The following is a 21,928-nucleotide window of genomic DNA, read 5'->3' as shown; positions in this document are numbered from 1 at the left end:
TCCTCAGGCCCGTGCGGCTTTTTTCTCGGGGGTAAAATCGTTCGCAACTGCTTCACCGTGCGCCTGAACGACCCGAGGTAGAGGCACTTCAGGTATCTTCAGATCCAGATGGGGAAACAGCAGCTCGCCCACGCGATAGGCTTCTTCCAGGTGCGGATAGCCGGAAAGAATAAAGGTTTCAATGCCCAGCGCTTCGTACTCTTTCATTCGCGCCGCTACGGTTGGGGCATCGCCCACCAGCGCGGTACCGGCACCGCTGCGAACCAGCCCAACGCCAGCCCAGAGATTGGGGCTAATCTCCAGTTTGTCACGGCGACCTCCGTGCAGGGCGGCCATGCGTTGCTGCCCAACGGAATCGGTACGCTGGAAGGCGCTTTGCGCTCTGGCAATAGTGGCGTCATCGACGTTAGCAATCAGTTTGTCGGCAGCCTGCCAGGCTTCTTCATTGGTTTCACGGACGATGACATGCAGGCGGATACCAAAACGAACCTGGCGGCCCTGAGCAGCGGCTTTAGCGCGCACCTGTTCAATTTTTTCTTTTACCAGTTCAGGTGGCTCGCCCCAGGTGAGGTACACATCAACCTGTTCAGCGGCCAGATCCTGAGCGGGCTCTGATGACCCGCCAAACCACAGCGGTGGACGAGGCTGCTGCACCGGCTTAAACATCAGGCGCGCCCCGCGCACATGCACATGCTTGCCCTCGTAGTCCACTGTTTCACCTTCCAGCACCCGGCGCCAGACGCGGGTGAACTCGGCCGATTCGGCATAGCGTTCACGATGGTCGAGGAAAACGCCATCACCTGCCAGCTCTTCGGGATCGCCGCCCGTTACCAGATTAAACAGTGCACGTCCGTTAGACAGGCGATCGAGCGTCGCGGCCTGGCGGGCGGCCTGAGTCGGTGAAATCACGCCAGGGCGCAGGGCAACCAGAAAACGCAGGCGCTGAGTGACCGGAATTAATGAGGCGGCCACCAGCCAGGCATCTTCACACGAGCGGCCGGTCGGGATCAGCACGCCACCAAAACCCAGGCGATCGGCTGCCTGCGCGACCTGCTGCAGATACGCATGATCGACCGGGCGCGCACCTTCGGCCGTGCCAAGGTAGTGACCGTCACCATGGGTGGGCAGGAACCAGAATACGGAAACACTCATTTTTCTCTCCTTATTGCGTCACGCTACGGGGATGCCAGATGCGATCGGCAATTGATACTTTCACGGGAATCAGGTGATTGGCATAAAACAGATCGGCGGTTTTCTGTTGTAACGCAACAGTGTGCGCGCTGACCGGACTGACCGGGCTAGGGGGACGATGATCCAGATTACTGGCAATGACCGCCTCAGGCAGGCCAATGGAGGTGGCAAGCAGATGAATGCTCTGGTCACGTTCGCTGCGCGTCAGCGCTTCCGCATCGCTAAAGGTTTTGAGCGTTGCTAAGACAAAGTCATTATGGTTCTGGGCGAATGCGCGCGTCGCAAGGTAGAACGGACCGGTCTGATTGAGTGTGGTACCGTCTTTTAAAACGCGAACGTGCCCCTGAAGCAGCACTGCGGAATAATAGGGATCCCATATCGCCCAGGCATCAACGTTACCCTGCTGAAAGGCCGCGCGGGCATCGGCAGGCGTAAGATAAACCGGCTGTATATCTTTTATTGACAGGCCGGCCTCCTCCAGTGCGCGCAGTAACAGGTTGTGCGAGCTGGAGCCTTTCTGAAAGGCCACTTTTTTGCCCTTCAGGTCGGCCACCGATTTCAGCGGGCTGTCCTGGCTGACCAGAATCACCTCGGCTTTGGGCTTAGGCGGCTCCGAGCCGATATAGAGTAAATCTGCCCCCGCCGCCTGGGCAAAAATGGGTGGAATATCGCCGGTACTGGCAATATCAATACTGTTAACGTTCAGGGCTTCCAGCATTTGCGGCCCGGCTGGAAATTCAACCCACTGTATTTTGGTCTGAGGGAAACGCGTTTCCAGTAACCGGTGAGCTTTTGCCAGCACCATACTGACCGATCCTTTCTGGTAGCCGATACGCACCTGTTCGGGGGCTGGCTCAGCAGCATAAACCTGAGTTCCCGTTATCAACATCCCTGCCAGTAACCACGCGCTTACTATCCGTTTCATGCTTAATCCTTATACTGCCCAGGCAACCGGTTGATGACGGCGTGACAATGCCAGTGAGAAAGAATCCACCGCCTCATCCAGGCGGGTGGCCAGAAGGGGATCCAGTTCTGGCTGACGATCGTAATGCGTGATCTGTTTATCTTCGGCATAAACCCCATGAAGCACTTCTTCCGCTTTCAGCGCGTTTAAAACGGGCTTGAGCGCGTAATCCAGGGCCAGCATGTGGCCTGCGCTGCCACCACTGGCAAGCGGCAGCACGACTTTGTGGGCCAGTGCGCGTTCGGGCAACAGGTCCAGTACCGTTTTCAGCGCACCCGAGAAAGACGCCTTGTAAACGGGCGTAGCAATCACCAGACCATCGGCGGCAGACAAGTCCTCACTCAGCGCCAGAATCGCCGGGGAATCAAAGCGGGCGTTAATAAGGTCTTCCGGCTGAAAGTTATGAATATTCCACGGAATAACTTCCACGCCGCGCGCTTCCAGTTTGTGCTGGCACAGCGCCAGTAACGAGGTGGACCGTGAAGGAAACCGTGGACTGCCTGCCAAGGTAAGCACTCGCATTCACTACTCCTTATAACTGAAAGTTATTGATTATCTGTTGTTGAGAACTCAGGCTTTCATCCTGGCAGAGGCCACGGCAGGGCTTAAATGATTTTTCTGACAATCTAAAGGTGAAAACCGCAAAAGGAAGATAAGGCGTGGCATCTGGAATCCAGGAGAAAACCGCTACGACAAATCTTAAAAACGGCCTGGTACGCAACGGGATACATTAATCCGGATGAATGAATTCTCTGTCGCAGATGGATTTCGTACATTTGGTTACTTGAATATCGCAAGATTGAAATAAATCCATGAAAGAAAAGAGTGGTCTTCTCTGACTGTGGGTTATCAAAATGGACAAAGCGAAAAAGATTCGATGTTTCAACGGGGTTTTGTGATGCAGTAAGCCTGGGTTTAAGACGGGTTCCACAAAAGTGTCAGATAAACAGGGCCAGCATTTATAAAAATTTTAATGGAATTTCACAACTGGTTACAGGCGGCAGGGCGAAAGTGAAAAGGCTACTGATGTATTTATTAAATGATTTCTCAACGAAGTGACGAAAGTTAAGTGATTAAACTTTAGTTTTTCTTACGATGGTTTTTGCCTGTGCTGCCTCCGCACGATATTGAGGCAGGCATTTTGCGGCACCAGGCATTAAAATAACGCAGCTCAATGTAAGCGCCTGTTATTTTAAATATAACTATTCGCCTTTAGTCAGTGCCTGTCTCAGGCTGGTGGATTTTATTTTTCATTTTCTAACAGCAGAGAAATCATGTATGTCTGACATCCTGTTATCGGTCATTATTCCAACGTACAACGTTGAGAAATATATTGTTGAATGCGTTGACTCCCTGGTAAGTCAAATTCGCGCGCCGAATGAAATTATCATTGTTAACGACAGTTCGACTGACGGGACAGTGGCGTTAATTGAACAGCATTATGCGCACCTGCCCCAGGTCAAGGTGATCACGATTCCGAATGGAGGAGCAGGCAATGCGCGCGACAAAGGCGTAGAGGCCGCTAAAGGACAGTTTGTTTTTTTCTGCGATCCTGATGATGTGGTGGTGGACGGCCTTGTCAGCGAACTGGCTCAGGTCATTGAGCATTATCCGGATACGGATTTGTTTTGTTTTAATTCCAGTGCTTACCGTGAAGACAAACCGGAAATTACGTGGCCGAAAGTCAGGCACGGCCTGTTTGGCATTCAGCGCCCGCAGGATGTCCTGTTGGGATTGTTACAAAACGGTTCGTATACTTCCGCCGCCTGGAATTATGTCGTGAAAAAAAGCGTCATCCAGCAGCATCAGTTACGTTTTATCGATCGTGTTCATGAAGACCATAATTTTACGTTATCGGTGTTTATGAAATGCAATCAGGTCTGGGTAAGCCGTCAAACCTATTACAAACAGCGCATCCGTGGCGGCTCACTGACCAACAGTAGCAAAAACCCGACCTTTTTTATTCAACGCTACAATGCATTTATTACAACCTTCAACACATTGTGCCGTTCACTGCATAAAAGTGAATTGAAAAAGGATTTAGAAAAAGCCTACCTGTTTCATTCCTTCCGGTTGATGATTTATTTGTCGCTCTACAACCAGACGCCCGTTCCTGACTATGTGCTTAATGCGATTCGTTATTTCGGGCGCAGAGTTAAAGCCAGTAGTCTGAAAGAGTGGCTGCTGTTCAACAGTCCGGAAACCTTCATTTTATTGCAAAGCCATAAAGTGAAAAAAGAACTCAAACGCGTTCCGTAATTCCGAAAAATGGCAAGTGATATTGTTTGCACCTGAGCGAAATGAGAAGGTGAGGCATGCAATGTGTATAAGGTTGTTGCGACATGGCAAAAGTGCTCGATAAAAGTTTAGTAGTCAATATCTTATCTTTGCTGGCGTACCGGGGAGCTTCTTTCCTGTTTCCGCTGGCGACCTTACCCTACCTGGCGCGCGTGCTGGGTGTCGATCATATGGGGATTCTGGCGTTGGCCATCGCCTGCGTACTTTACTGCAGTACGATTTCTGACTGGGGGTTCAATGTTTTTACGACTAAAGACATTGCCCACCACCGTGATGACAAGGCGCGCGTGACGCAACTCTTCTGGTCAACATTCAATGCCAAACTGATGCTGCTGCTGCTGACCAGCGGCACATTGCTCACGGCGACCTGGTTTAATCCGTCCTGGCATTCATTGTTTTTTATTATTCTGGCTAACTGCACCACATTAGTCGGTTCACTGTTTTCCTTTGGCTGGCTGATGCAGGGTTTTGAGAAGCTGGGTAAAACGGCGATGATCGCCACCTTTGGCAACTTTTGTGCCATCCCGCTGACGTTTTTACTGGTGAAAACACCGGACGATACCTGGCTGGCGGCGCTGATACCGGGCGCGGTATCCATTATTAACGCCATTATTACGCTGAAGTTTGTGCTGGAAATGAAGGTGATTGGCGCGTATCGCTTCGAACCGAAAGAGATCAAACAGCGCATTACCGACAGTGCAGATGTGTTTATCGCCATTGCCGGTGCTAACCTGTTTAACAGCGTAAACGTCGTGATTCTCGCCAGCTTTACCTCCCACTACATGGTGGGGATCTACAACGGTGCGGACAGGCTGCGCAAAGCCGCGAATTCTGTACCGGAGCAGATTGGCAGCGCGTTTTTCCCGCGCGTCAGCCATCTGTTTGGTCGCGATAAAGCGGCTGCGGTTGCTGCCACACGTAAAAGCCTGATGCTGTCTTTTGGCCTCAGTCTGTCTATTGTGATCTTTACTTGGCTGTTTGCCGATCAGGTGGTGTCATTGCTGTTAGGCAAAGACTTCCTGCCGTCAGCCGATGTTCTCCGCGTCTTTGTGCTGTGCTTCCTGTTCGGCAATATCGCCTATCCCGCCGGACTGCAGATTCTGATTCCGCACGGGCTGGCGCGTCAGCGCATGATGGTGATGATGGTCGCGGGCGTCGTCAACGTACCTGTTTGCTGTTTGCTGGCGTGGAAATTTGGCGCGATCGGCGCAGCATGGTCAATGGTGCTGGCGGAAGTGCTGGTCTGTATCGGTATTTTTGGCATTATGGTTCGCCACAATATCTGGCGTGACTATGCGTTTCCGGACAGGATGAATTCGCGCACGGCAAACGATTCCGTTGTGTAAGATCAAATCTGCGTCAAACAGTTTCCTCGCTTAACGCCCCACGATTTACTTTTGCGCCAGAGCACCTTACCATTCTGGCGCACAATTTCCTGTGCACTGATTTCCACCGTCGCTTCCGTCTTCCAGGAGAGTGCATGTTTTACTCAATCGTCCGACCGGCGTTATTCAGGCTCGATCCTGAGCGCGCGCACCATCTCACCTTTCAGCAGTTACGCTTTATGAGCGGCACGCCGCTGGAAGCCCTTATCCGCCAGCGTTTACCCTCGCGCCCCGTGACCTGTATGGGGCTGACGTTTGATAATGCGCTGGGCCTTGCGGCCGGGCTGGATAAAAATGCCGAGTGCATTGATGCGTTTGGCGCAATGGGATTTGGTTTTGTTGAAGTGGGAACGGTCACGCCACGGGCTCAGCCAGGTAACGATAAGCCGCGCATGTTTCGCTTAGTTGAAGCCGAAGGGATTATTAACCGCATGGGATTCAATAATCTCGGCGTGGATAATCTGGTGGAAAATGTCAAAAAATCCCGATTCAAGGGCGTGCTGGGCATCAATATTGGCAAAAATAAAGATACGCCAGTGGAGCAGGGCAAAGACGATTATCTGCTGTGCATGGAGAAAATTTATGCCCATGCCGGTTATATTGCCATCAATATTTCGTCACCGAATACGCCAGGTTTACGTTCTCTGCAATATGGTGAGGCGCTTGACGATCTGCTCAGTTCCATCAAAGCAAAACAAAAAGAACTGGAAAAGCGGCATCTCAAATATGTGCCTGTCGCTGTAAAGATCGCGCCGGATCTTTCTGAAGACGAGTTGATCCAGGTGGCTGACAGTTTAGTTCGCCACCAAATTGATGGCGTCATTGCCACAAATACCACACTGGATCGTACCCTGGTGAATGGACTGAAATATAGCGAGGAAGCCGGGGGATTAAGTGGACGTCCGGTTCAGTCGCGCAGCACCGCCGTCATTCAGCGTCTGTCACAAGAGCTGCAGGGGCGTTTGCCCATTATTGGCGTGGGCGGAATTGATTCGCTGACCGCGGCACGAGAAAAAATCGCTGCCGGCGCCACGCTCGTTCAAATTTATTCTGGTTTTATTTATAAAGGTCCGGGCTTAATTAAAGATATCGTGACCCACATCTAAGAGAATCGCTCTATTAATGCGCCGGGGGGTTTATTTCTCTCTCCGGCTCGTTTATATTTTGTCCTGTTGCACGATTTTTCAGCATTCATTATTCTTCGACAGATATTTTGCCTTTAGCACAGCGGTAAATACAGGGCACACGATGAAAATTAAACCCGATGACAACTGGCGTTGGTATTATGACGCCGAGCACGACCGGATGATGCTCGATCTGGCTGACGGTATGCTTTTTCGTTCCCGCTATGCACGCAAAATGCTGACACCGGATGCTTTCACGGAATCCGGATTTTGTGTTGATGACGCCGCGCTCTATTTCACCTTTGAAGAGAAGTGCCGCCAGAGCCCGTTAAGCAGTAATCAGCGCGCCGAACTGGTGTTAAATGCGCTGGTGGCCGCCCGCTTTCTAAAACCCCTGATGCCCAAAAGCTGGCATTTCTCCGCACATCGCCAGCCAATGCAACCTGCGGTCGGCGAGATGGTTGAGGTCACGCTGGCCGAGAATGGCGAGCAGGCACGTTTGCTGGTGGTTGAAAATGGCGATAACGCCGCGCTCTGCCTGCTGGCGCAGCCCGCGTTAACGCTGGCGGGCAAAGGAATGGTGTTAGGGGATGCGATTAAAGTGATGAACGACCGTCTTCAACCGCATCAGCAGGAAAAAACCACGCGTTATGCACGCGCGGTGTAACTTACTTCACATCAATATCGCCGGCAGGAATACAACTGCAACTCAATATTGTGCCATCCTCACGGATGGCACTCTGTTTTAGGGGCTTCACTTTTCCCGCCACCAGGGTGATTTTGCAACTGCCACACAAACCTGCCCGACACGAGTAGGGAATGCGGAACCCCTGGGCTTCGAGCTGCTCAAGCAAAATTTGCTGGTTATCGCCGCTGAATGTCTGGCCCTGATACGAAATCGTCACCGCATTGGGGGATTGCTGCTGCGGCTTGAGGGTTTCCACAACCTCTCCCGCACCATAGGCGCGTGGCGGCTGGCGTTTGACGACCTTGACGTCATCACCGACACGAATAATCCCACTGTTTAGCGCAATAAGGTTCAGGCCAAAATCAATGTCACCACTGCCGTCCTGTGCGGTGCGAAAGCCCTGAAGTGTGGCGAGAGGTTGTCCGTCAGGATGTTTCTGGCCATTTTCAACGCTAACCGTAGTAAACACGCAACGACTGCAGGGCTTAGGGACAGCAAAATGTACCTGACCTACCGTAATCTCCGCCCAGTTGTCTTCATCCCAGGCAGGCGCACCGCTGACCACCAGGTTAGGACGAAATTGCTCAACGCGCACGCTGGCCGGACAGCGCTGTTGCAGATCCCGCAGAGAGGCATTATTCACTAACAGATAAGGATAGCCATCGGCAAACCCCAGCGGCACCTCGGTGAAGCGCTTCACGCGGCGTGACGGCTGTGGTCCAGTCCAGCGCAGTTGGACCGGTCTTGGGAAAAAGGCACTCAGCCACTGGTTGATCGCCTCCGGCGCGATACGGGCGGTAAAGGTGTTTCCCCATACCTCTGTTGGCGCTTCCGTTTGCGTAAAATCGGCGAAGCGAATCAGCGACTGACTGCCGTCGGGCGCCTGTAAAAATAATCCCTCAGGGGTGACGGCGGGCGTAAACTGCACCATTTCCGGGAACTGGCGCGCAGTAATAAAAGTGCCATCGGGTTCGGTCACCATAAAAATGCGATCGAAGGTCAATCCGCTGTTGGCAGCCCAGGCATGGGAAACCTGCAGCCCCCGCATTGATTTAACAGGATGAATAAACAAGCGGGAAAGCGTAATCATGACAGTCTCCTGAAGCAGGCGCGCAAGACAAAAGAAGCTAACTTTATGACATAGGTCTGCGATTCGCTATAATGCGCAACAATTTTCTCAAGAGTAAAAAGTGACGATATGAATTCTCTGTTTGCCAGCACGGCGCGTGGGCTCGAAGAGCTGTTAAAAAATGAGCTGGACGCGCTGGGCGCGCAGGACCTGCAAGTGGTACAGGGAGGCGTTCACTTCAAAGCTGACGATCGCGTCATGTATCAAAGCCTGATGTGGAGCCGTCTGGCGTCGCGCATTCTGCTTCCGCTGACGGAGGTGGGCGTGTACAGCGATCTCGATCTTTATCTTGGTGTGCAGGGCATTGACTGGCCTGCTACCTTTGGCAGCGATAAAACCTTTGTGGTGCATTTTAACGGGACTAACGAGGCGATCCGTAACAGTCAGTTTGGCGCGTTGCGTGTCAAAGACGCGATTGTTGACAGCTTTACCCGCCGCAATCTGCCACGACCAGATGTGGATCGTGAACAGGCGGAGATCCGCATTAACGTCTGGCTCGACGACGATCGCGCCAGCATTGCACTGGACCTCAGCGGCAGCGCGTTACATCAGCGTGGTTATCGCCAGCAAACCGGTCAGGCGCCGTTGAAAGAGAACCTGGCCGCAGCCATTGTGATGCGTTCAGGCTGGCAAACGACTACGCCGCTCATCGACCCGATGTGTGGTTCCGGTACGCTGCTGATTGAAGCGGCACTGATGGCCTGCGATCGTGCGCCAGGTTTACTCCGGAGCCAGTGGGGCTTTACGGCCTGGGCCGGCTTTAACGAAAGCCTGTGGCTGGACGTTAAACGCGATGCGCAGGCGCGGGCCCGTGCGGGCACGGCGGTCTGTCAGGCACGTTTTTATGGTTTCGATAATAATGGCCGGGTGCTGGAATGGGCGAAAGCCAACGCCCGCCGCGCAGGCGTTTTCGAGTTGTTCACCTTTGGGCAACAGGACCTGCTGAAGCTGAACAATCCGCTTGAGAACGGCGTAACGGGCACGGTACTGAGTAACCCACCGTACGGTGAGCGTCTGGAAAGCGAGCCTGCGCTTATTGCCCTGCACAGTCAGTTGGGGCGGCTGATGAAGCAGCATTTTGCGGGCTGGAACTTATCGCTGTTCAGCGCCTCACCCGAGCTGCTCAGTTGCCTGCAACTGCGCGCCGATCGACAGTTCAAGGCGAAAAACGGACCACTGGACTGCGTACAGAAGAATTATCAGTTATCTGCCGCCAGTGGTGAGCGCGCCAACCAGATTGCCGAAGATTACGCTAACCGCTTGCGTAAAAACCTGAAGAAGCTCGATAAATGGGCGCGCCAGGAAGGGATTGAGTGCTATCGCATTTATGATGCCGATCTGCCTGACTACAACGTGGCGGTGGATCGCTATGCGGACTGGGTAGTGGTACAGGAATATGCGCCACCGAAAACTATCGACGCAAATAAAGCCCGTCAGCGCCTGTTCGATGTTATCAGCGCGACGCTCAGCGTGCTGGAGCTGCCGTCCAGCCGCCTCATCCTGAAAACCCGCGAACGCCAAAAGGGCAAAGCGCAGTATCAGAAACTGAGCGAGAAGGGCGATTATTTCGAGGTGCAGGAATTCAATGCCCGCTTCCTGGTGAATCTGACCGATTACCTGGACACCGGGTTGTTCCTCGATCACCGTATCGCGCGCAAAATGCTGGGCCAGATGAGCCAAGGCAAAGATTTCCTGAATTTGTTTGCCTACACCGGCACCGCCAGCGTCCATGCGGGGCTGGGCGGCGCGCGTTCTACGACCACAGTGGATATGTCGCGCACCTATCTGGAATGGGCGGAACGGAACCTGCGGCTGAATGGCCTGACAGGCCGTCAGCATCGCTTATTGCATGCGGACTGCCTGAGCTGGCTGAATGAAACTGATGAAAATTTCGATCTGATCTTTATCGATCCGCCTACGTTCTCAAACTCTAAACGTATGGAAGAGAGTTTCGATGTGCAGCGCGACCATATGATGCTGATGCGCAATCTGAAGCGTCTGCTGCGCAAAGGCGGCACCATCATGTTCTCGAATAACAAACGTGGTTTCAAAATGGATCTGGACGGCCTTAAGGCATTAGGCCTTCAGGCGCAGGACATCACACAGAAAACCCTGTCACAGGATTTTGCGCGTAATCGCCAAATTCACAACTGCTGGCTGATTACACATGCCGGTAAGGAATAAGCTACATGTCATTAATTAGTATCCACGGCGCTTATCTCTCCTTCAGCGATGCGCCGCTGTTAGATAACACCGAGCTGCACATCGAAGAGAATGAGCGCGTGTGTCTGGTTGGTCGTAACGGTGCGGGTAAATCCACATTGATGAAAATCATCAACGGCGAGCAACCGCTGGATGATGGCCGCATCATTTATGAGACCGATCTGGTCGTCGCACGTCTGCAACAGGATCCGCCGCGAAATATTACCGGCTCGGTTTACGACTTTGTGGCAGAAGGCGTGCAGGAACAGGCGGAGCATCTGAAAGCCTACCACGCGATTTCCCATCAGGTCATGGAGGATCCGAGCGACAGGAACCTCAATGAGATGGCACGCTTGCAGGGCATTCTGGATCACCACAATCTGTGGCAACTGGAAAGTCGCATCAATGATGTGTTGCAGCAGATTGGCCTGTCACCGGATACGGAGCTGTCGTCGTTATCGGGCGGCTGGTTACGTAAAGCCGCGCTCGGACGCGCGCTGGTCAGTAATCCACGCGTACTGATGCTGGATGAGCCAACGAACCACCTGGATATTGAAACGATTGACTGGCTGGAAACCTTCCTGAAAAGTTTCAGCGGCAGCATCGTGTTTATCTCTCATGACCGTTCGTTTATTCGCAATATGGCCACCCGTATCGTGGATCTGGATCGTGGCAAACTGGTTTCGTGGCCGGGTAACTACGACGCCTATCTGGAAGGCAAAGAAGAAGCCTTGCGCGTTGAAGAAATGCAAAACGCCGAGTTTGATCGCAAGCTGGCACAGGAAGAAGTGTGGATACGTCAGGGGATTAAGGCGCGCCGTACCCGCAATGAAGGCCGCGTCCGCGCGTTAAAAGCCCTGCGTCGCGAGCGCTCAGAGCGCCGTGAGGTGATGGGTAAAGCCAATATGCAGGTCGGCGAAGCGTCCCGTTCCGGCAAAATTGTCTTTGAGCTGGAGAATGTCGATTACGCGGTAGACGGCAAGCAACTGGTCAACGATTTCTCGGCGCAGGTTCAGCGCGGCGACAAGATTGCCCTGATTGGCCCAAATGGCTGTGGCAAAACCACCTTACTGCGCCTGATGCTGCAACAGCTTAAGGCCGACCATGGCCGCGTGCATTCAGGCACCAAGCTTGAAGTGGCCTATTTCGATCAGCATCGTGCAGAACTCGATCCCGGCAAAACGGTGATGGATAACCTCGCCGAAGGGAAGCAGGAAGTGCTGGTGAACGGTAAGCCCCGCCATGTGCTGGGTTATCTGCAGGACTTCCTGTTCCATCCCAAGCGGGCGATGACACCTGTCAGAGCGCTGTCCGGTGGAGAACGTAACCGCCTGCTGCTGGCGCGTTTGTTTCTGCGCCCAAGTAACCTGATGATCCTCGATGAACCGACCAACGACCTTGATGTGGAAACACTGGAACTGTTGGAAGAGCTTATCGACGGCTATCAGGGCACCGTGCTGCTGGTCAGCCACGATCGCCAGTTTGTGGATAACACCGTGACGGAGTGCTGGATCTTTGAAGGCAATGGTGAGATTGGCACCTTCGTCGGGGGTTATCACGATGCCCAACAGCAGCGTGCGGCCTATAAGCAGCAAAAAACGCAGGTGACCGCGAAAGCGAAAGAGGCAAATCGTGCCGCTCAGTCTGCTGAACCGAAAAATGAATCTGCCAAACGCAGCGCGAACAAACTAAGCTATAACCTGACGCGTGAGCTGGAGCAATTACCGCAAAAACTGGAACAGTTAGAGGCGCGTATCGGCGAACTGCAGGCAAGCATGAGCCACCCGAATTTCTTCAGCCAGCCGCACGATAAAACGCAGCCGGTGCTGGATGAACTGGCTCAGGTAGAAGCGCAGCTGGAAACCGCGTTTGCGCGTTGGGAAGAACTGGAATCAATGAAAAACGGCGGCTAGCGATAAGGGTCAGGGAATGTGTTCTGCAGACAAAACCAGTGCGTGGATGCTTTGTCCACAATGCGACCTGATGGTCAAACTGCCGGATATCCCTGTTGGCAGCCGCGCGTCATGCCCGCGCTGCCACACGTCCCTGACAGTCAACTGGTCAGAGCCACGCAAACGTCCCACCGGCTATGCGCTGGCGGCACTGTTTATGTTAGTCCTGGCTAATCTGTTCCCGTTTATCACCATGAAAGTGGCTGGGCTCTCCAGCCAGATTAGCCTGATGCAAATTCCTGGTGTCATGGTGGCCGATGACTATGCCAGCCTGGCCACCCTGTTTCTGCTGTTTGTTCAGGCGATTCCGGCGTTTTGCATGGTCACGCTGGTCCTGCTGGTCAACCAGGTCAAGATGCCCCTTAGCCTGAAACTGGGGCTGGCGCGTATTCTGTTTCATATGCGGAGCTGGGGCATGGCCGAAATTTTTATGGCCGGTGTGCTGGTAAGTTTTGTGAAGCTCATGGCCTATGGCGAAATCAGCCTTGAAACCAGTTTCTGGCCCTGGTGTCTGTTTTGTCTTTTACAACTGCGGGCGTTTCAGTGCCTGGACCGTCGCTGGCTCTGGCTGCAAATTGAGGCACCGCCGCCTTTGCCGCATGCGCCACAGCCTGGCATTAGCGGACTCAGGCAGGGGCTGCGATCCTGTCCTTGCTGTACGGCGATCTTGCCCGTGGCGCAGCAGGAATGCCCCCGTTGTGGCGTAGTCGCCCATGCCCGACGTAAGCACAGCCTGCAGTGGACCATGGCACTGCTGATCACCTCCATTATGCTCTACGTGCCGGCCAATCTGCTGCCCATCATGATTACGGAAACCCTGGGCTCCGCGATGCCGTCCAACATCATGGCTGGCGTCATTTTGCTATGGGGCGATGGCTCTTATCCGGTCGCGCTGGTGATTTTCATCGCCAGTATTATGGTGCCGTCTCTGAAAATGCTGGCGATTGGCTGGCTGTGCTGGGATGCCAGTGGGCGAGGGCAGCGCGACAGTCACAAAATGCACCGGATTTATGAAGTCGTTGAGTTTGTGGGGCGCTGGTCAATGATTGACGTCTTTGTGATTGCCGTGCTCTCTGCGCTGGTGCGCATGGGGCAATTAATGAAAATTTATCCGGCATGGGGAGCGGTGTTGTTTGCGTTGGTGGTGATTCTGACCATGATTGCGGCAATGACGTTTGACCCGCGCTTAACCTGGGATCGTGCTGGTGAGAAAAACATGAAGGAGCCGCATCTTGACGGAAAATAATCACGGTTATGCCAAAGTGGACCAGATTAAGCGCTGGTCACCGGTATGGATCGTCCCTATTGTCACGTTATTAATAGGCGGCTGGATTCTGTTTTATCACTTCAGCCATCAGGGGCCCGAAGTGACCCTGATCACCGAGAGTGCAGAAGGGATCGAAGCGGGCAAAACCACGATTAAAAGTCGCAGCGTGAACGTTGGCGTGGTGGAAAGTGCGGTGCTGACAGACGATCTTCATCATGTGGAAATTAAAGCCCGACTGAATGCCGGTATGGAAAAACTGTTGCACAGCGACAGCGTCTTCTGGGTAGTTAAACCGCAGGTGGGCCGTGAAGGGATCACCGGTCTGGGCACGTTACTTTCCGGGGCCTATATTGAGCTGCAGCCCGGCACCAAAAAAGCGCCTCTGGAGCAGTACACCCTGATGGATTCACCGCCGCTTGCCCCGCCGGATGCCAAAGGTATCCGGATTACGCTCGACAGTAATAAAGCAGGCCAACTGAATCCGGGCGATCCGGTTCTGTTCCGCGGTTTCCGTGTCGGCACCGTTGAAACCAGCACGTTCGACACGGATAAACGCCTGATGACCTATCAGCTGTTTATCGCCGCGCCTTACGATCGCCTGGTGACGACCAATGTGCGCTTCTGGAAAGACAGCGGCATCGCGGTCGATATGTCGGCCTCAGGGATGCGCGTCGAAATGGGATCCCTGACCACGCTGTTTAGCGGCGGAGTGAGTTTTGACGTCCCGGACGGGTGGGATTTAGGCAAAGCGGCGCAGAATCAGGCTGAATATCATTTGTTCGACGATCAACGCAGTATTCAGGATTCGCTGTATACCAATCATATCGACTATCTGATGTTCTTCTCGGATTCGATTCGTGGCTTGCAGGTGGGCGCGCCGGTTGAATTCCGCGGCATTCGTCTGGGTACCGTTGCCGAAGTGCCGTTCATGAATGCGGGCACCGCTCAGGCGTTAAATAATGATTATCGCGTGCCGGTGTTGATTCGTATTGAACCCGATCGCTTTATTAACCGTTTAGGGCAAAACTTCGATCTTGAGCAGCATTTGCAGGATGGTAAGAAACGTGGCCTGCGCGCAACGTTGAAAACGGGCAATTTGCTGTCCGGTGCGCTGTATGTGGATATCGACTTCTATAATAACGCACCGCCGTATACCGGTCCGGATAAAGTCGCGGGATACGAAGTGATTCCAACAGTAAGCGGCGGCCTCAGTCAGATCCAGCAAAAACTGATGGCGGCGCTGGATAAGATTAACAGTTTACCGCTGAACAACATGGTGACGGAAGCCACGGGCACACTGAAAGAGAGCCAGAAGACGCTCAGGGATCTGCAGCGTACTATTGATAACATCAATGTGGTGACCAGCAGTCCGGCGATGAAGACCTTGCCAGAAGAAACGCAGCAGACGCTTCGTGAGCTGAACCGTAGCATGAAAGGGTTACAGCCAGGCTCCCCGGCTTACAGCAAGCTGGTGGGCGATATGCAACGGCTTGATCAGGTGCTGCGTGAACTTCAGCCCGTGTTAAAAACGTTAAATGCGAAAAGTAATGCGTTAGTGTTTGAGGCCAAACCGGGACAGGATCCCCAGCCAAAGAGGGCGAAACAATGAAAAAAGGATTAATGCTTTTTGCCGCTCTCGCACTGAGTGCCTGTAGCAGTACGGTCAATACTACCTATTATCAGCTGCCCTCGGGGGCAGCCTCAATGCAGGTGATAAGCAGCGAGGCGAATGCGCAGCCGACATTATGGGTGCAGCAAATTACGGTCCCCGACTATCTGGCGGGCAATGGGCTGGTCTATCAGACCAGCGACGTAAAATATGTCATTGCCGCTAATAATCTGTGGGCCAGCCCGCTCGATCAGCAATTGCAACAAACGTTGATCACTAATCTGACGAAAGCGTTACCCGGCCGTCTGGTTACCCAGACGCTTATCGGTCAGGAGCACGATACGCTGAGCGTAACGGTGAATGATTTCCAGGGCCGTTATGATGGCAAGGCGGTAATCAGCGGTCAGTGGACACTGGAACATCAGGGGCGCTTCACAAAGCAGGCTTTTAATCTGGTGCTACCGCAGCGTGAAGATGGCTATGATTCGCTGGTTAAAACGCTGGCACAGGGCTGGCAGCAAATCGCACAGCAGATTGCACGCGGTGCAACCACGGCAGAGTCAACCGCAACAGGGCTTTAGTTAACGTGTTGTTTCAGCACATATAATTTTTCTGACGTTTTCCAGGCTTTCTTTATAAATCATACGGATATCGTCACAGTTTCATAGGGTGAAACAGAAAGTATATGTCTGGAGCAGGTCATATTTGTGACACTGGCGTGAATATTGCGCATTGATCTTTTCATACAGAGCGAGTAAAACAAAAGGGTGGCTGAACATTAATTCGCCACCTTTTTCTTTCCACCAGATTCCACAGACCTTACATGAGGGACACGGAGTATGAAGAGACAGAAACGAGACCGCCTTGAGCGCGCCCATTCACGTGGTTATCAAGCTGGCATTACAGGACGCTCTAAAGAGATGTGTCCGTATCAAATGATAGACGCTAAGTCTCACTGGTTGGGAGGTTGGCGACAAGCCATGGAGGACAGGTCGGCTGCGGCTTAGCCGGATGTCACTGAAAAGGGATATAACCTCCGCACTGTGCGGAGGTTTTCGTTTCTGTGGAATGAAACGTCAGAATGCAGCAGTATCTTTGAACAGGCCAACTTTCAGATCGCTGGCTGTATAGATCAAATTCCCGTCAACAAACACTTCACCATCTGCCACGCCCATAACCAGTTTACGGTTAATCACGCGTTTAAAGTGAATGCGGTAGGTGACTTTTTTCGCGTCTGGCAGAACCTGACCGGTGAATTTAACTTCACCCACGCCCAGCGCGCGGCCTTTTCCTTCGCCACCCAGCCAGCCGAGATAGAAGCCAACCAGTTGCCACATCGCATCCAGGCCCAGACAGCCAGGCATCACCGGATCACCAATGAAATGGCAGCCAAAGAACCACAGATCTGGATTGATATCCAGTTCAGCTTCCACGAAGCCTTTATCATATTTCCCGCCGTCCTCGGTCATTTTGACCACGCGGTCCATCATCAGCATATTGCCGGAAGGGAGTGGCGGACCATTTTCGCCGAACAGTTCACCGCGACCAGACAGGATCAGGTCTTCTTTGGTATAGGATTCGCGTTTATCTACCATGTTCTTATTAAGCCTTCTTTTAGTGAATCACGAATATTAGCGAACAGTTGTACACTGAGCAAATGAGATTAACGGTGGTTGAACCAGTTAAGCCATCTCAACGGCCATGCCCGAGGGGTGGGCTCAGGCTGATTCATCTGACTGATGCGCTCCTGAATCGTACGCAGCAGGCATTCGCCTTCGCCGTCTTCCGTGTTCCAGACTTTTCCGGTCAATAAGGGCAACGCTTCATCAGCCGTATCGATTGCCCAGATATGGAAACGACCGGCTTCGACCGCACTCACAACCTGCTGATTCAGACTCAGGTGGCGCACATTGCAGGCAGGAATAATCACACCTTGCTGACCCGTGAGCTCACGCTGATGGCAGATGTCGAAGAAGCCTTCAATTTTCTCATTCAGGCCACCGACCGGCTGGACATTACCAAACTGATCGACCGAGCCCGTGACCGCAATTTGCTGATTTAGCGGTGTATCGGCAAGGGCACTGATCAGAGCACACAGTTCTGCCAGCGACGCGCTGTCGCCGTCAACTTCCGAATAGGATTGTTCAAACACCAGCGAAGCAGAAAAAGGCAGTTGCTGATCTAACTCCAGCTCCGCAATAAGATAGGCCTGCATAATCATCATGCCTTTAGCATGAATATTGCCGCCCAGCTCCGCTTTGCGTTCGACGTCGGTAAATTCTCCGTCGCCAGGATGAACCACGCAGGTGATACGGCAGGGATCGCCCCAGGCCCGCGGGTGACCGGGATATTCCACGACGGAAAGACCGTTGATCTGGCCCACCACTTCGCCTTCCGTTTCGACCAAAATCTGGCGCAGCAAAATCTCATCACGCATGCGTTCATTCAGATAATTTTCGCGCCACAGACGTGCTTCCAGCGCGTCACGCAAGGCTTCAGCGTTTAGTGTTTCACCCATCAACGCGGTCTCACGCAGCTGACGCAGCAGCCAACGTGGACAAAGGGGATAGGTTTCCTGATCGCCACTATAGCGAACGCCTTCTTTGATGAGCTCAGGCCAAAAGTCCTCATCTGGCGCAGCGATATCAGCCTGTGCGGCCAAATCTACTGTCCAGCGGCACCATGCCAGCACATCATCTTCATCCACAATTTGAAGGTTTTCTTCAAATTCAGTGTAAATCGCCATCTCATGCGCTTCGGCATCCAGCTCCTGAAAATCAGCGAGCGTATCGCGTTCGCCACAGAGCACCAGATTTAACTTCAGCGGAAGCGGCGGGACAGAGACAGGCAAAGGGCGGCGCTCATCCTGCGACAGCCATTCGAGGTAGCCTTGCTCAATGCTCCTTTTCAGCCGCAGCCAGAGCAGGGGCTGAGCGAGGAGCGCACGGAGTGAAAGCACCAGCGTTCCGCCATTGGCACGATGGATCAGACCAGGTTCCAGCTGAATACGATCTTTATGTACCCGGACACAGCCAAACAGCTGCTCCTGCTCAATCCAGTCGGCAAAATGCACACCACCCTGGCTGGTAAAAGGACGCTGACTGTCAGTGGGCGGCTGCAACGTGACGTTGTCGGCCAGGATATGATAATCCCCGCCCGCCAGGGACGAAGCGGTGCCCATTACGCGCTGTGCCGCACTGGCGATCAGCGAGAGATAATCGCGGTTTTCCTGGCTGCGAACCAGCAGCAAAGGAAAACCCTGACTCTGATGGTGCAAGTGGGCCAGCGCATTCAGCAATCGGGGCTGCACCGTTGCTAAAGCATCGGTTTCTTCATCAGCAATTCGGGAGAAAACGGATTGATATTGCGCGCTATCCGGCTGTAAGGTTTGCCACGTGAGTTGAGTGCTGGTCAAAATAATCGCATTTGTCTGTTTTGAGAAAAGCGAGATTATACAGGATTCACTGTGCTTAAGCACTGCGGAGTTCAATCAGAAGTTGTGACACTGACGACATGTTTTTCGTTGCTGCATCCAGTAAAAAAGCTGTTATTCTTAGTTCGTTACGTGATCACGATGAGATTCCGATGAAATACCAGCAGCTCGAAAATCTTGAATGTGGATGGAAGTGGAAATACCTGGTGAAAAAACATCGGGAAGGTGAACTGATCACGCGTCACCTTGAACTCAGCGCGGCACAGGCGGCAGTCGATAAGCTGTTAATCATGGAGAATAATCCCGTCGACGTTAACGACTGGATTAGCCAACACATTCATCCCGAACTGGACAACCGGCTTAAACAAACGATCCGTGCGCGGCGAAAACGGCATTTCAATGCCGAGCATCAGCACACACGAAAAAAATCCATCGATCTTGAATATCTGGTCTGGCAGCGGCTGGCCGGCCTGGCGCAACGGCGCAACTGCACCCTGTCTGAAACGATTGTGCAGCTAATTGAAGATGCCGAACGCAAAGAAAAGTACGCCAGCCAGATGTCGACGCTGAAGCAGGATTTGCAGGCTATACTGGGCAAGTCGGATACTGACAACGGGTAGTTTACGGAGCAATATTCAGGCCTGCTCCGGATTAAAGGACAAAAAAAACCCCGCATGCGCGGGGTTTTTTATCACGTATAACTTAAGCCTGAGGCTGAGTTACCACGTCTTTGATACCTTTAACGTCGATTTCTACACGACGGTCTGGCGCCAGGCAGTCGATCAGGGCTTTACGGCCTTTCACGCTGTCACAGGTGTTGCCAGTCACTGGGTTAGATTCACCCATGCCGCGAGCAGAGATCTTGTTAGCAGGGATACCTTTAGATACCAGGTAATCTACTACAGACTGAGCACGTTTCTCAGACAGTTTCTGGTTGTACTGCTCTGAACCGATGCGATCGGTGAAGCCCAGAACAACGACTGAACCGTCTTTAGGATCCATTGAGCTCAGCTGGCTGTACAGCTGATCCAGAGCCTGCTGGCCTTCTGGCTTCAGTGTTGACTTGTTGAAGGTGAACAGAACGTCTGATTTCAGAGTAAAGCGCTTAGTCTGAACAACTGGCGCTGGTGCTGGAGCTGGAGCCGGAGCTGGCGCAGCAACATCATCCTGACCGAAACGGTAAGAAACACCCAGGCTCAGCATGCCGTTGTCTGGACGTGTACCAACGGTCTGTGCGTCACCGATGTTGTTCACCCACTGGTAATCCAGACGGGTTGCCCAGTTTTTGGTCAGAGCATACTCAACACCAACCGCTGCCAGTGGAGAAACACCGGTGTCGTGGTCGCTGATGCGGCCAACAGTTGGATTCGTTTGAGTAGAATCTGCACGCCATACCATACCGCCCAGGCGGGTATAAACGTCGAGATCGTCAGCGATTGGGTAGCTCAGTTTAGCAGCCAGTTGGATGCCCTGTGCTTTGAAAGCGCCATTAGTGACGTTGCCTTTGTAAGGCATACGACCTAACCAGTCATAACCCAGCTCGAAACCCAGGTATGGGTTAGCCTGGTAACCGGCGAATGCACCAGCACCCAGTTGGCTTTCGTGAGTTGGGCCATCGTTGTTTTCGTATTGATTGCCGTAGTAACCAGTGTCGTGATACTGAGACCAGCCCAGTTTAGCACCGGTGTACCAGGTGTTATCTTTAGGGGCGGCCTGCGCTACGGTAGCGAAGCCAGCCAGTGCCACTGCAATTGCGATAGCTGTCTTTTTCATTTTGCGCCTCGTTATCATCCAAATAGGCAATGAGCATAAAGGTTGCTCTTGGTTTAATCCTTCGCCGGGTCAAAACGCTCGCTTATGACTCTACCGCAAAAAACGGAGGTTATTGAGCACCCTGGCGAGATAAAGTCTACAACGAGATTGGAAACTTACAAGTGTGATGTGAGGCACTTATGTAAAAAAACAGTGTTTTATACATAAATTCTAACAATTTAGGGTGAACTTCTGTGATGGGGGTAACCCGCGAAATGGGGGCTAAGCCATTGTCATTACTGGCAGGAGCAGAATCAGTGTCTTAGCCCAACGCGAGAGAAAAAATTTCTTGAGATAAATCTCATTTTTTACTTAATGAAACAAATCAGACTGAATTTTTAGCCGACTTTCTGGTCTGACTGGCGTTTTGGAGGACTCACCCGAGCGCAGGATGAGTCCTAACGCTTCACCTTCAGCCGCAGCGAGCTCCAGTTCCCGACGCTCATCTTCATCCAGATCGTAGGGAATCCAGGCTAAAACGACACTGTAATTTCCCGTACGCAGGGCCTTAATCATGGCCTCGACGGCGTTGTAACGTTCAGCGTCGGCGATATGCATACTTTTCTCCAGGGGCAAGCCTGCTTCCTGCATCCAGACCCGACTCAACTTATGCGCCGGTGTTAACCAAAGCTGCCAGCGGGATTGCTGGCTCAGTTGCTGAAGCAACGGTAACAGCAGCATCTGCATCATTCCCGGTTTTTCGCTATAGCGCAATTCAGTAATCCAGCCGCTCTGAGAAGCGGGGTCAGAAGGCGAAGCGTAACGGTGAGTCGGGCATACATTACGGGGATGTTGGGTGCGCATAAATTAATCACTCAGCAGTTGACTGTATGGATGTACAGTAATGGCATCCTGGATAAAGATCAACCTGAAT

19 protein-coding genes are annotated in these 21,928 nt (G+C 52.8%); 11 read left to right on the top strand and 8 right to left on the bottom strand.

What is annotated here, in order from left to right; genetic code table 11:
* Nucleotides 1–3: 3 nt before the first annotated feature.
* Genes ssuD through ssuE form a run of 3 tightly spaced genes read right to left on the bottom strand, consistent with a single transcriptional unit; the run spans nt 4 to nt 2,677 of the window.
* On the bottom strand, nt 4–1,152 hold the full coding sequence (gene ssuD / locus C1N59_RS13455; RefSeq protein ID WP_394549718.1) for an FMNH2-dependent alkanesulfonate monooxygenase: 1,149 nt from the start codon (nt 1,150–1,152) through the stop codon (nt 4–6).
* Between the two features lie 10 nt (nt 1,153–1,162).
* A complete protein-coding gene (locus C1N59_RS13450; RefSeq protein WP_006118649.1) occupies nt 1,163–2,116 on the bottom strand; it encodes a sulfonate ABC transporter substrate-binding protein in 954 nt (317 codons plus the stop codon).
* A gap of 9 nt (nt 2,117–2,125) precedes the next feature.
* A complete protein-coding gene (gene ssuE, locus C1N59_RS13445) occupies nt 2,126–2,677 on the bottom strand; it encodes an NADPH-dependent FMN reductase (RefSeq protein ID WP_039341268.1) in 552 nt (183 codons plus the stop codon).
* 756 nt (nt 2,678–3,433) lie between these two features.
* On the opposite strand from ssuE, the gene C1N59_RS13440 reads away from it, so the two are divergent.
* The 4 genes from C1N59_RS13440 to C1N59_RS13425 all read left to right on the top strand — a co-directional run bounded on the left by C1N59_RS13440 (nt 3,434) and on the right by C1N59_RS13425 (nt 7,629).
* Nucleotides 3,434–4,414 carry a glycosyltransferase family 2 protein gene (locus C1N59_RS13440; protein WP_110267713.1) on the top strand — a complete coding sequence of 327 codons (981 nt, stop codon included), beginning with the start codon at nt 3,434–3,436 and terminating at the stop codon, nt 4,412–4,414.
* An 83-nt stretch (nt 4,415–4,497) separates the two neighbouring features.
* Nucleotides 4,498–5,799, top strand: coding sequence for a flippase (locus tag C1N59_RS13435; RefSeq protein ID WP_039341264.1), 1,302 nt, complete (start codon nt 4,498–4,500; stop codon nt 5,797–5,799).
* A 134-nt stretch (nt 5,800–5,933) separates the two neighbouring features.
* Nucleotides 5,934–6,944, top strand: a complete 1,011-nt coding sequence (gene pyrD, locus C1N59_RS13430; protein WP_033737618.1) for a quinone-dependent dihydroorotate dehydrogenase — start codon at nt 5,934–5,936, stop codon at nt 6,942–6,944.
* A gap of 142 nt (nt 6,945–7,086) precedes the next feature.
* Nucleotides 7,087–7,629, top strand: coding sequence for a cell division protein ZapC (locus C1N59_RS13425; protein WP_006118654.1), 543 nt, complete (start codon nt 7,087–7,089; stop codon nt 7,627–7,629).
* Between the two features lies 1 nt (nt 7,630).
* Here the strand turns inward: C1N59_RS13425 and C1N59_RS13420 are convergent, their stop codons facing one another.
* Complete coding sequence (locus tag C1N59_RS13420) at nt 7,631–8,740, bottom strand: YcbX family protein (protein ID WP_033737617.1); 1,110 nt, start codon at nt 8,738–8,740, stop codon at nt 7,631–7,633.
* A 108-nt stretch (nt 8,741–8,848) separates the two neighbouring features.
* Between C1N59_RS13420 and rlmKL the strand changes: the two genes are divergently transcribed.
* The 6 genes from rlmKL to rmf all read left to right on the top strand — a co-directional run bounded on the left by rlmKL (nt 8,849) and on the right by rmf (nt 16,816).
* Nucleotides 8,849–10,963, top strand: a complete 2,115-nt coding sequence (rlmKL, locus tag C1N59_RS13415; RefSeq protein ID WP_282498637.1) for a bifunctional 23S rRNA (guanine(2069)-N(7))-methyltransferase RlmK/23S rRNA (guanine(2445)-N(2))-methyltransferase RlmL — start codon at nt 8,849–8,851, stop codon at nt 10,961–10,963.
* A gap of 5 nt (nt 10,964–10,968) precedes the next feature.
* Nucleotides 10,969–12,894 (top strand): ABC transporter ATP-binding protein, encoded by a 1,926-nt coding sequence (locus C1N59_RS13410; protein WP_394549716.1) that lies wholly within the window; start codon nt 10,969–10,971, stop codon nt 12,892–12,894.
* A gap of 16 nt (nt 12,895–12,910) precedes the next feature.
* Complete coding sequence (gene pqiA / locus C1N59_RS13405) at nt 12,911–14,179, top strand: membrane integrity-associated transporter subunit PqiA (RefSeq protein ID WP_054634216.1); 1,269 nt, start codon at nt 12,911–12,913, stop codon at nt 14,177–14,179.
* Nucleotides 14,166–15,809 carry an intermembrane transport protein PqiB gene (pqiB, locus tag C1N59_RS13400; RefSeq protein ID WP_033737613.1) on the top strand — a complete coding sequence of 548 codons (1,644 nt, stop codon included), beginning with the start codon at nt 14,166–14,168 and terminating at the stop codon, nt 15,807–15,809. Before pqiA ends, pqiB begins: the two co-directional genes overlap by 14 nt.
* On the top strand, nt 15,806–16,390 hold the full coding sequence (gene pqiC, locus C1N59_RS13395; protein WP_033737612.1) for a membrane integrity-associated transporter subunit PqiC: 585 nt from the start codon (nt 15,806–15,808) through the stop codon (nt 16,388–16,390). The genes pqiB and pqiC overlap by 4 nt, the downstream gene beginning before the upstream one ends.
* Before the next feature lie 258 nt (nt 16,391–16,648).
* The gene (gene rmf / locus C1N59_RS13390) at nt 16,649–16,816 is read left to right on the top strand and encodes a ribosome modulation factor (RefSeq protein ID WP_006118662.1); all 168 of its coding nucleotides are present in this window, start codon (nt 16,649–16,651) and stop codon (nt 16,814–16,816) included.
* A 69-nt stretch (nt 16,817–16,885) separates the two neighbouring features.
* Here the strand turns inward: rmf and fabA are convergent, their stop codons facing one another.
* Together fabA and C1N59_RS13380 are read right to left on the bottom strand one after the other, a co-directional pair.
* Nucleotides 16,886–17,404: a bifunctional 3-hydroxydecanoyl-ACP dehydratase/trans-2-decenoyl-ACP isomerase gene (gene fabA / locus C1N59_RS13385; protein WP_006118663.1), complete on the bottom strand. Its 519-nt coding sequence runs from the start codon at nt 17,402–17,404 to the stop codon at nt 16,886–16,888.
* A 68-nt stretch (nt 17,405–17,472) separates the two neighbouring features.
* A complete protein-coding gene (locus tag C1N59_RS13380) occupies nt 17,473–19,299 on the bottom strand; it encodes an AAA family ATPase (RefSeq protein ID WP_039341249.1) in 1,827 nt (608 codons plus the stop codon).
* Between the two features lie 95 nt (nt 19,300–19,394).
* On the opposite strand from C1N59_RS13380, the gene matP reads away from it, so the two are divergent.
* A complete protein-coding gene (gene matP / locus C1N59_RS13375) occupies nt 19,395–19,862 on the top strand; it encodes a macrodomain Ter protein MatP (protein ID WP_394549715.1) in 468 nt (155 codons plus the stop codon).
* Between the two features lie 82 nt (nt 19,863–19,944).
* On the opposite strand, the gene ompA is transcribed toward matP, so the two are convergent.
* On the bottom strand, nt 19,945–21,015 hold the full coding sequence (gene ompA / locus C1N59_RS13370) for a porin OmpA (protein WP_394549714.1): 1,071 nt from the start codon (nt 21,013–21,015) through the stop codon (nt 19,945–19,947).
* A gap of 351 nt (nt 21,016–21,366) precedes the next feature.
* Entirely contained in the window at nt 21,367–21,858 is a 492-nt protein-coding gene (sulA, locus tag C1N59_RS13365) for an SOS-induced cell division inhibitor SulA (RefSeq protein ID WP_039341244.1), read from the bottom strand.
* Nucleotides 21,859–21,928: the final 70 nt, after the last annotated feature.

Source organism: Pantoea sp. SGAir0183 (genome assembly GCF_043545505.1).
The sequence above is the reverse complement of the archived record's forward strand: the minus strand, read 5'-3'. Positions and strand labels throughout refer to the sequence as shown.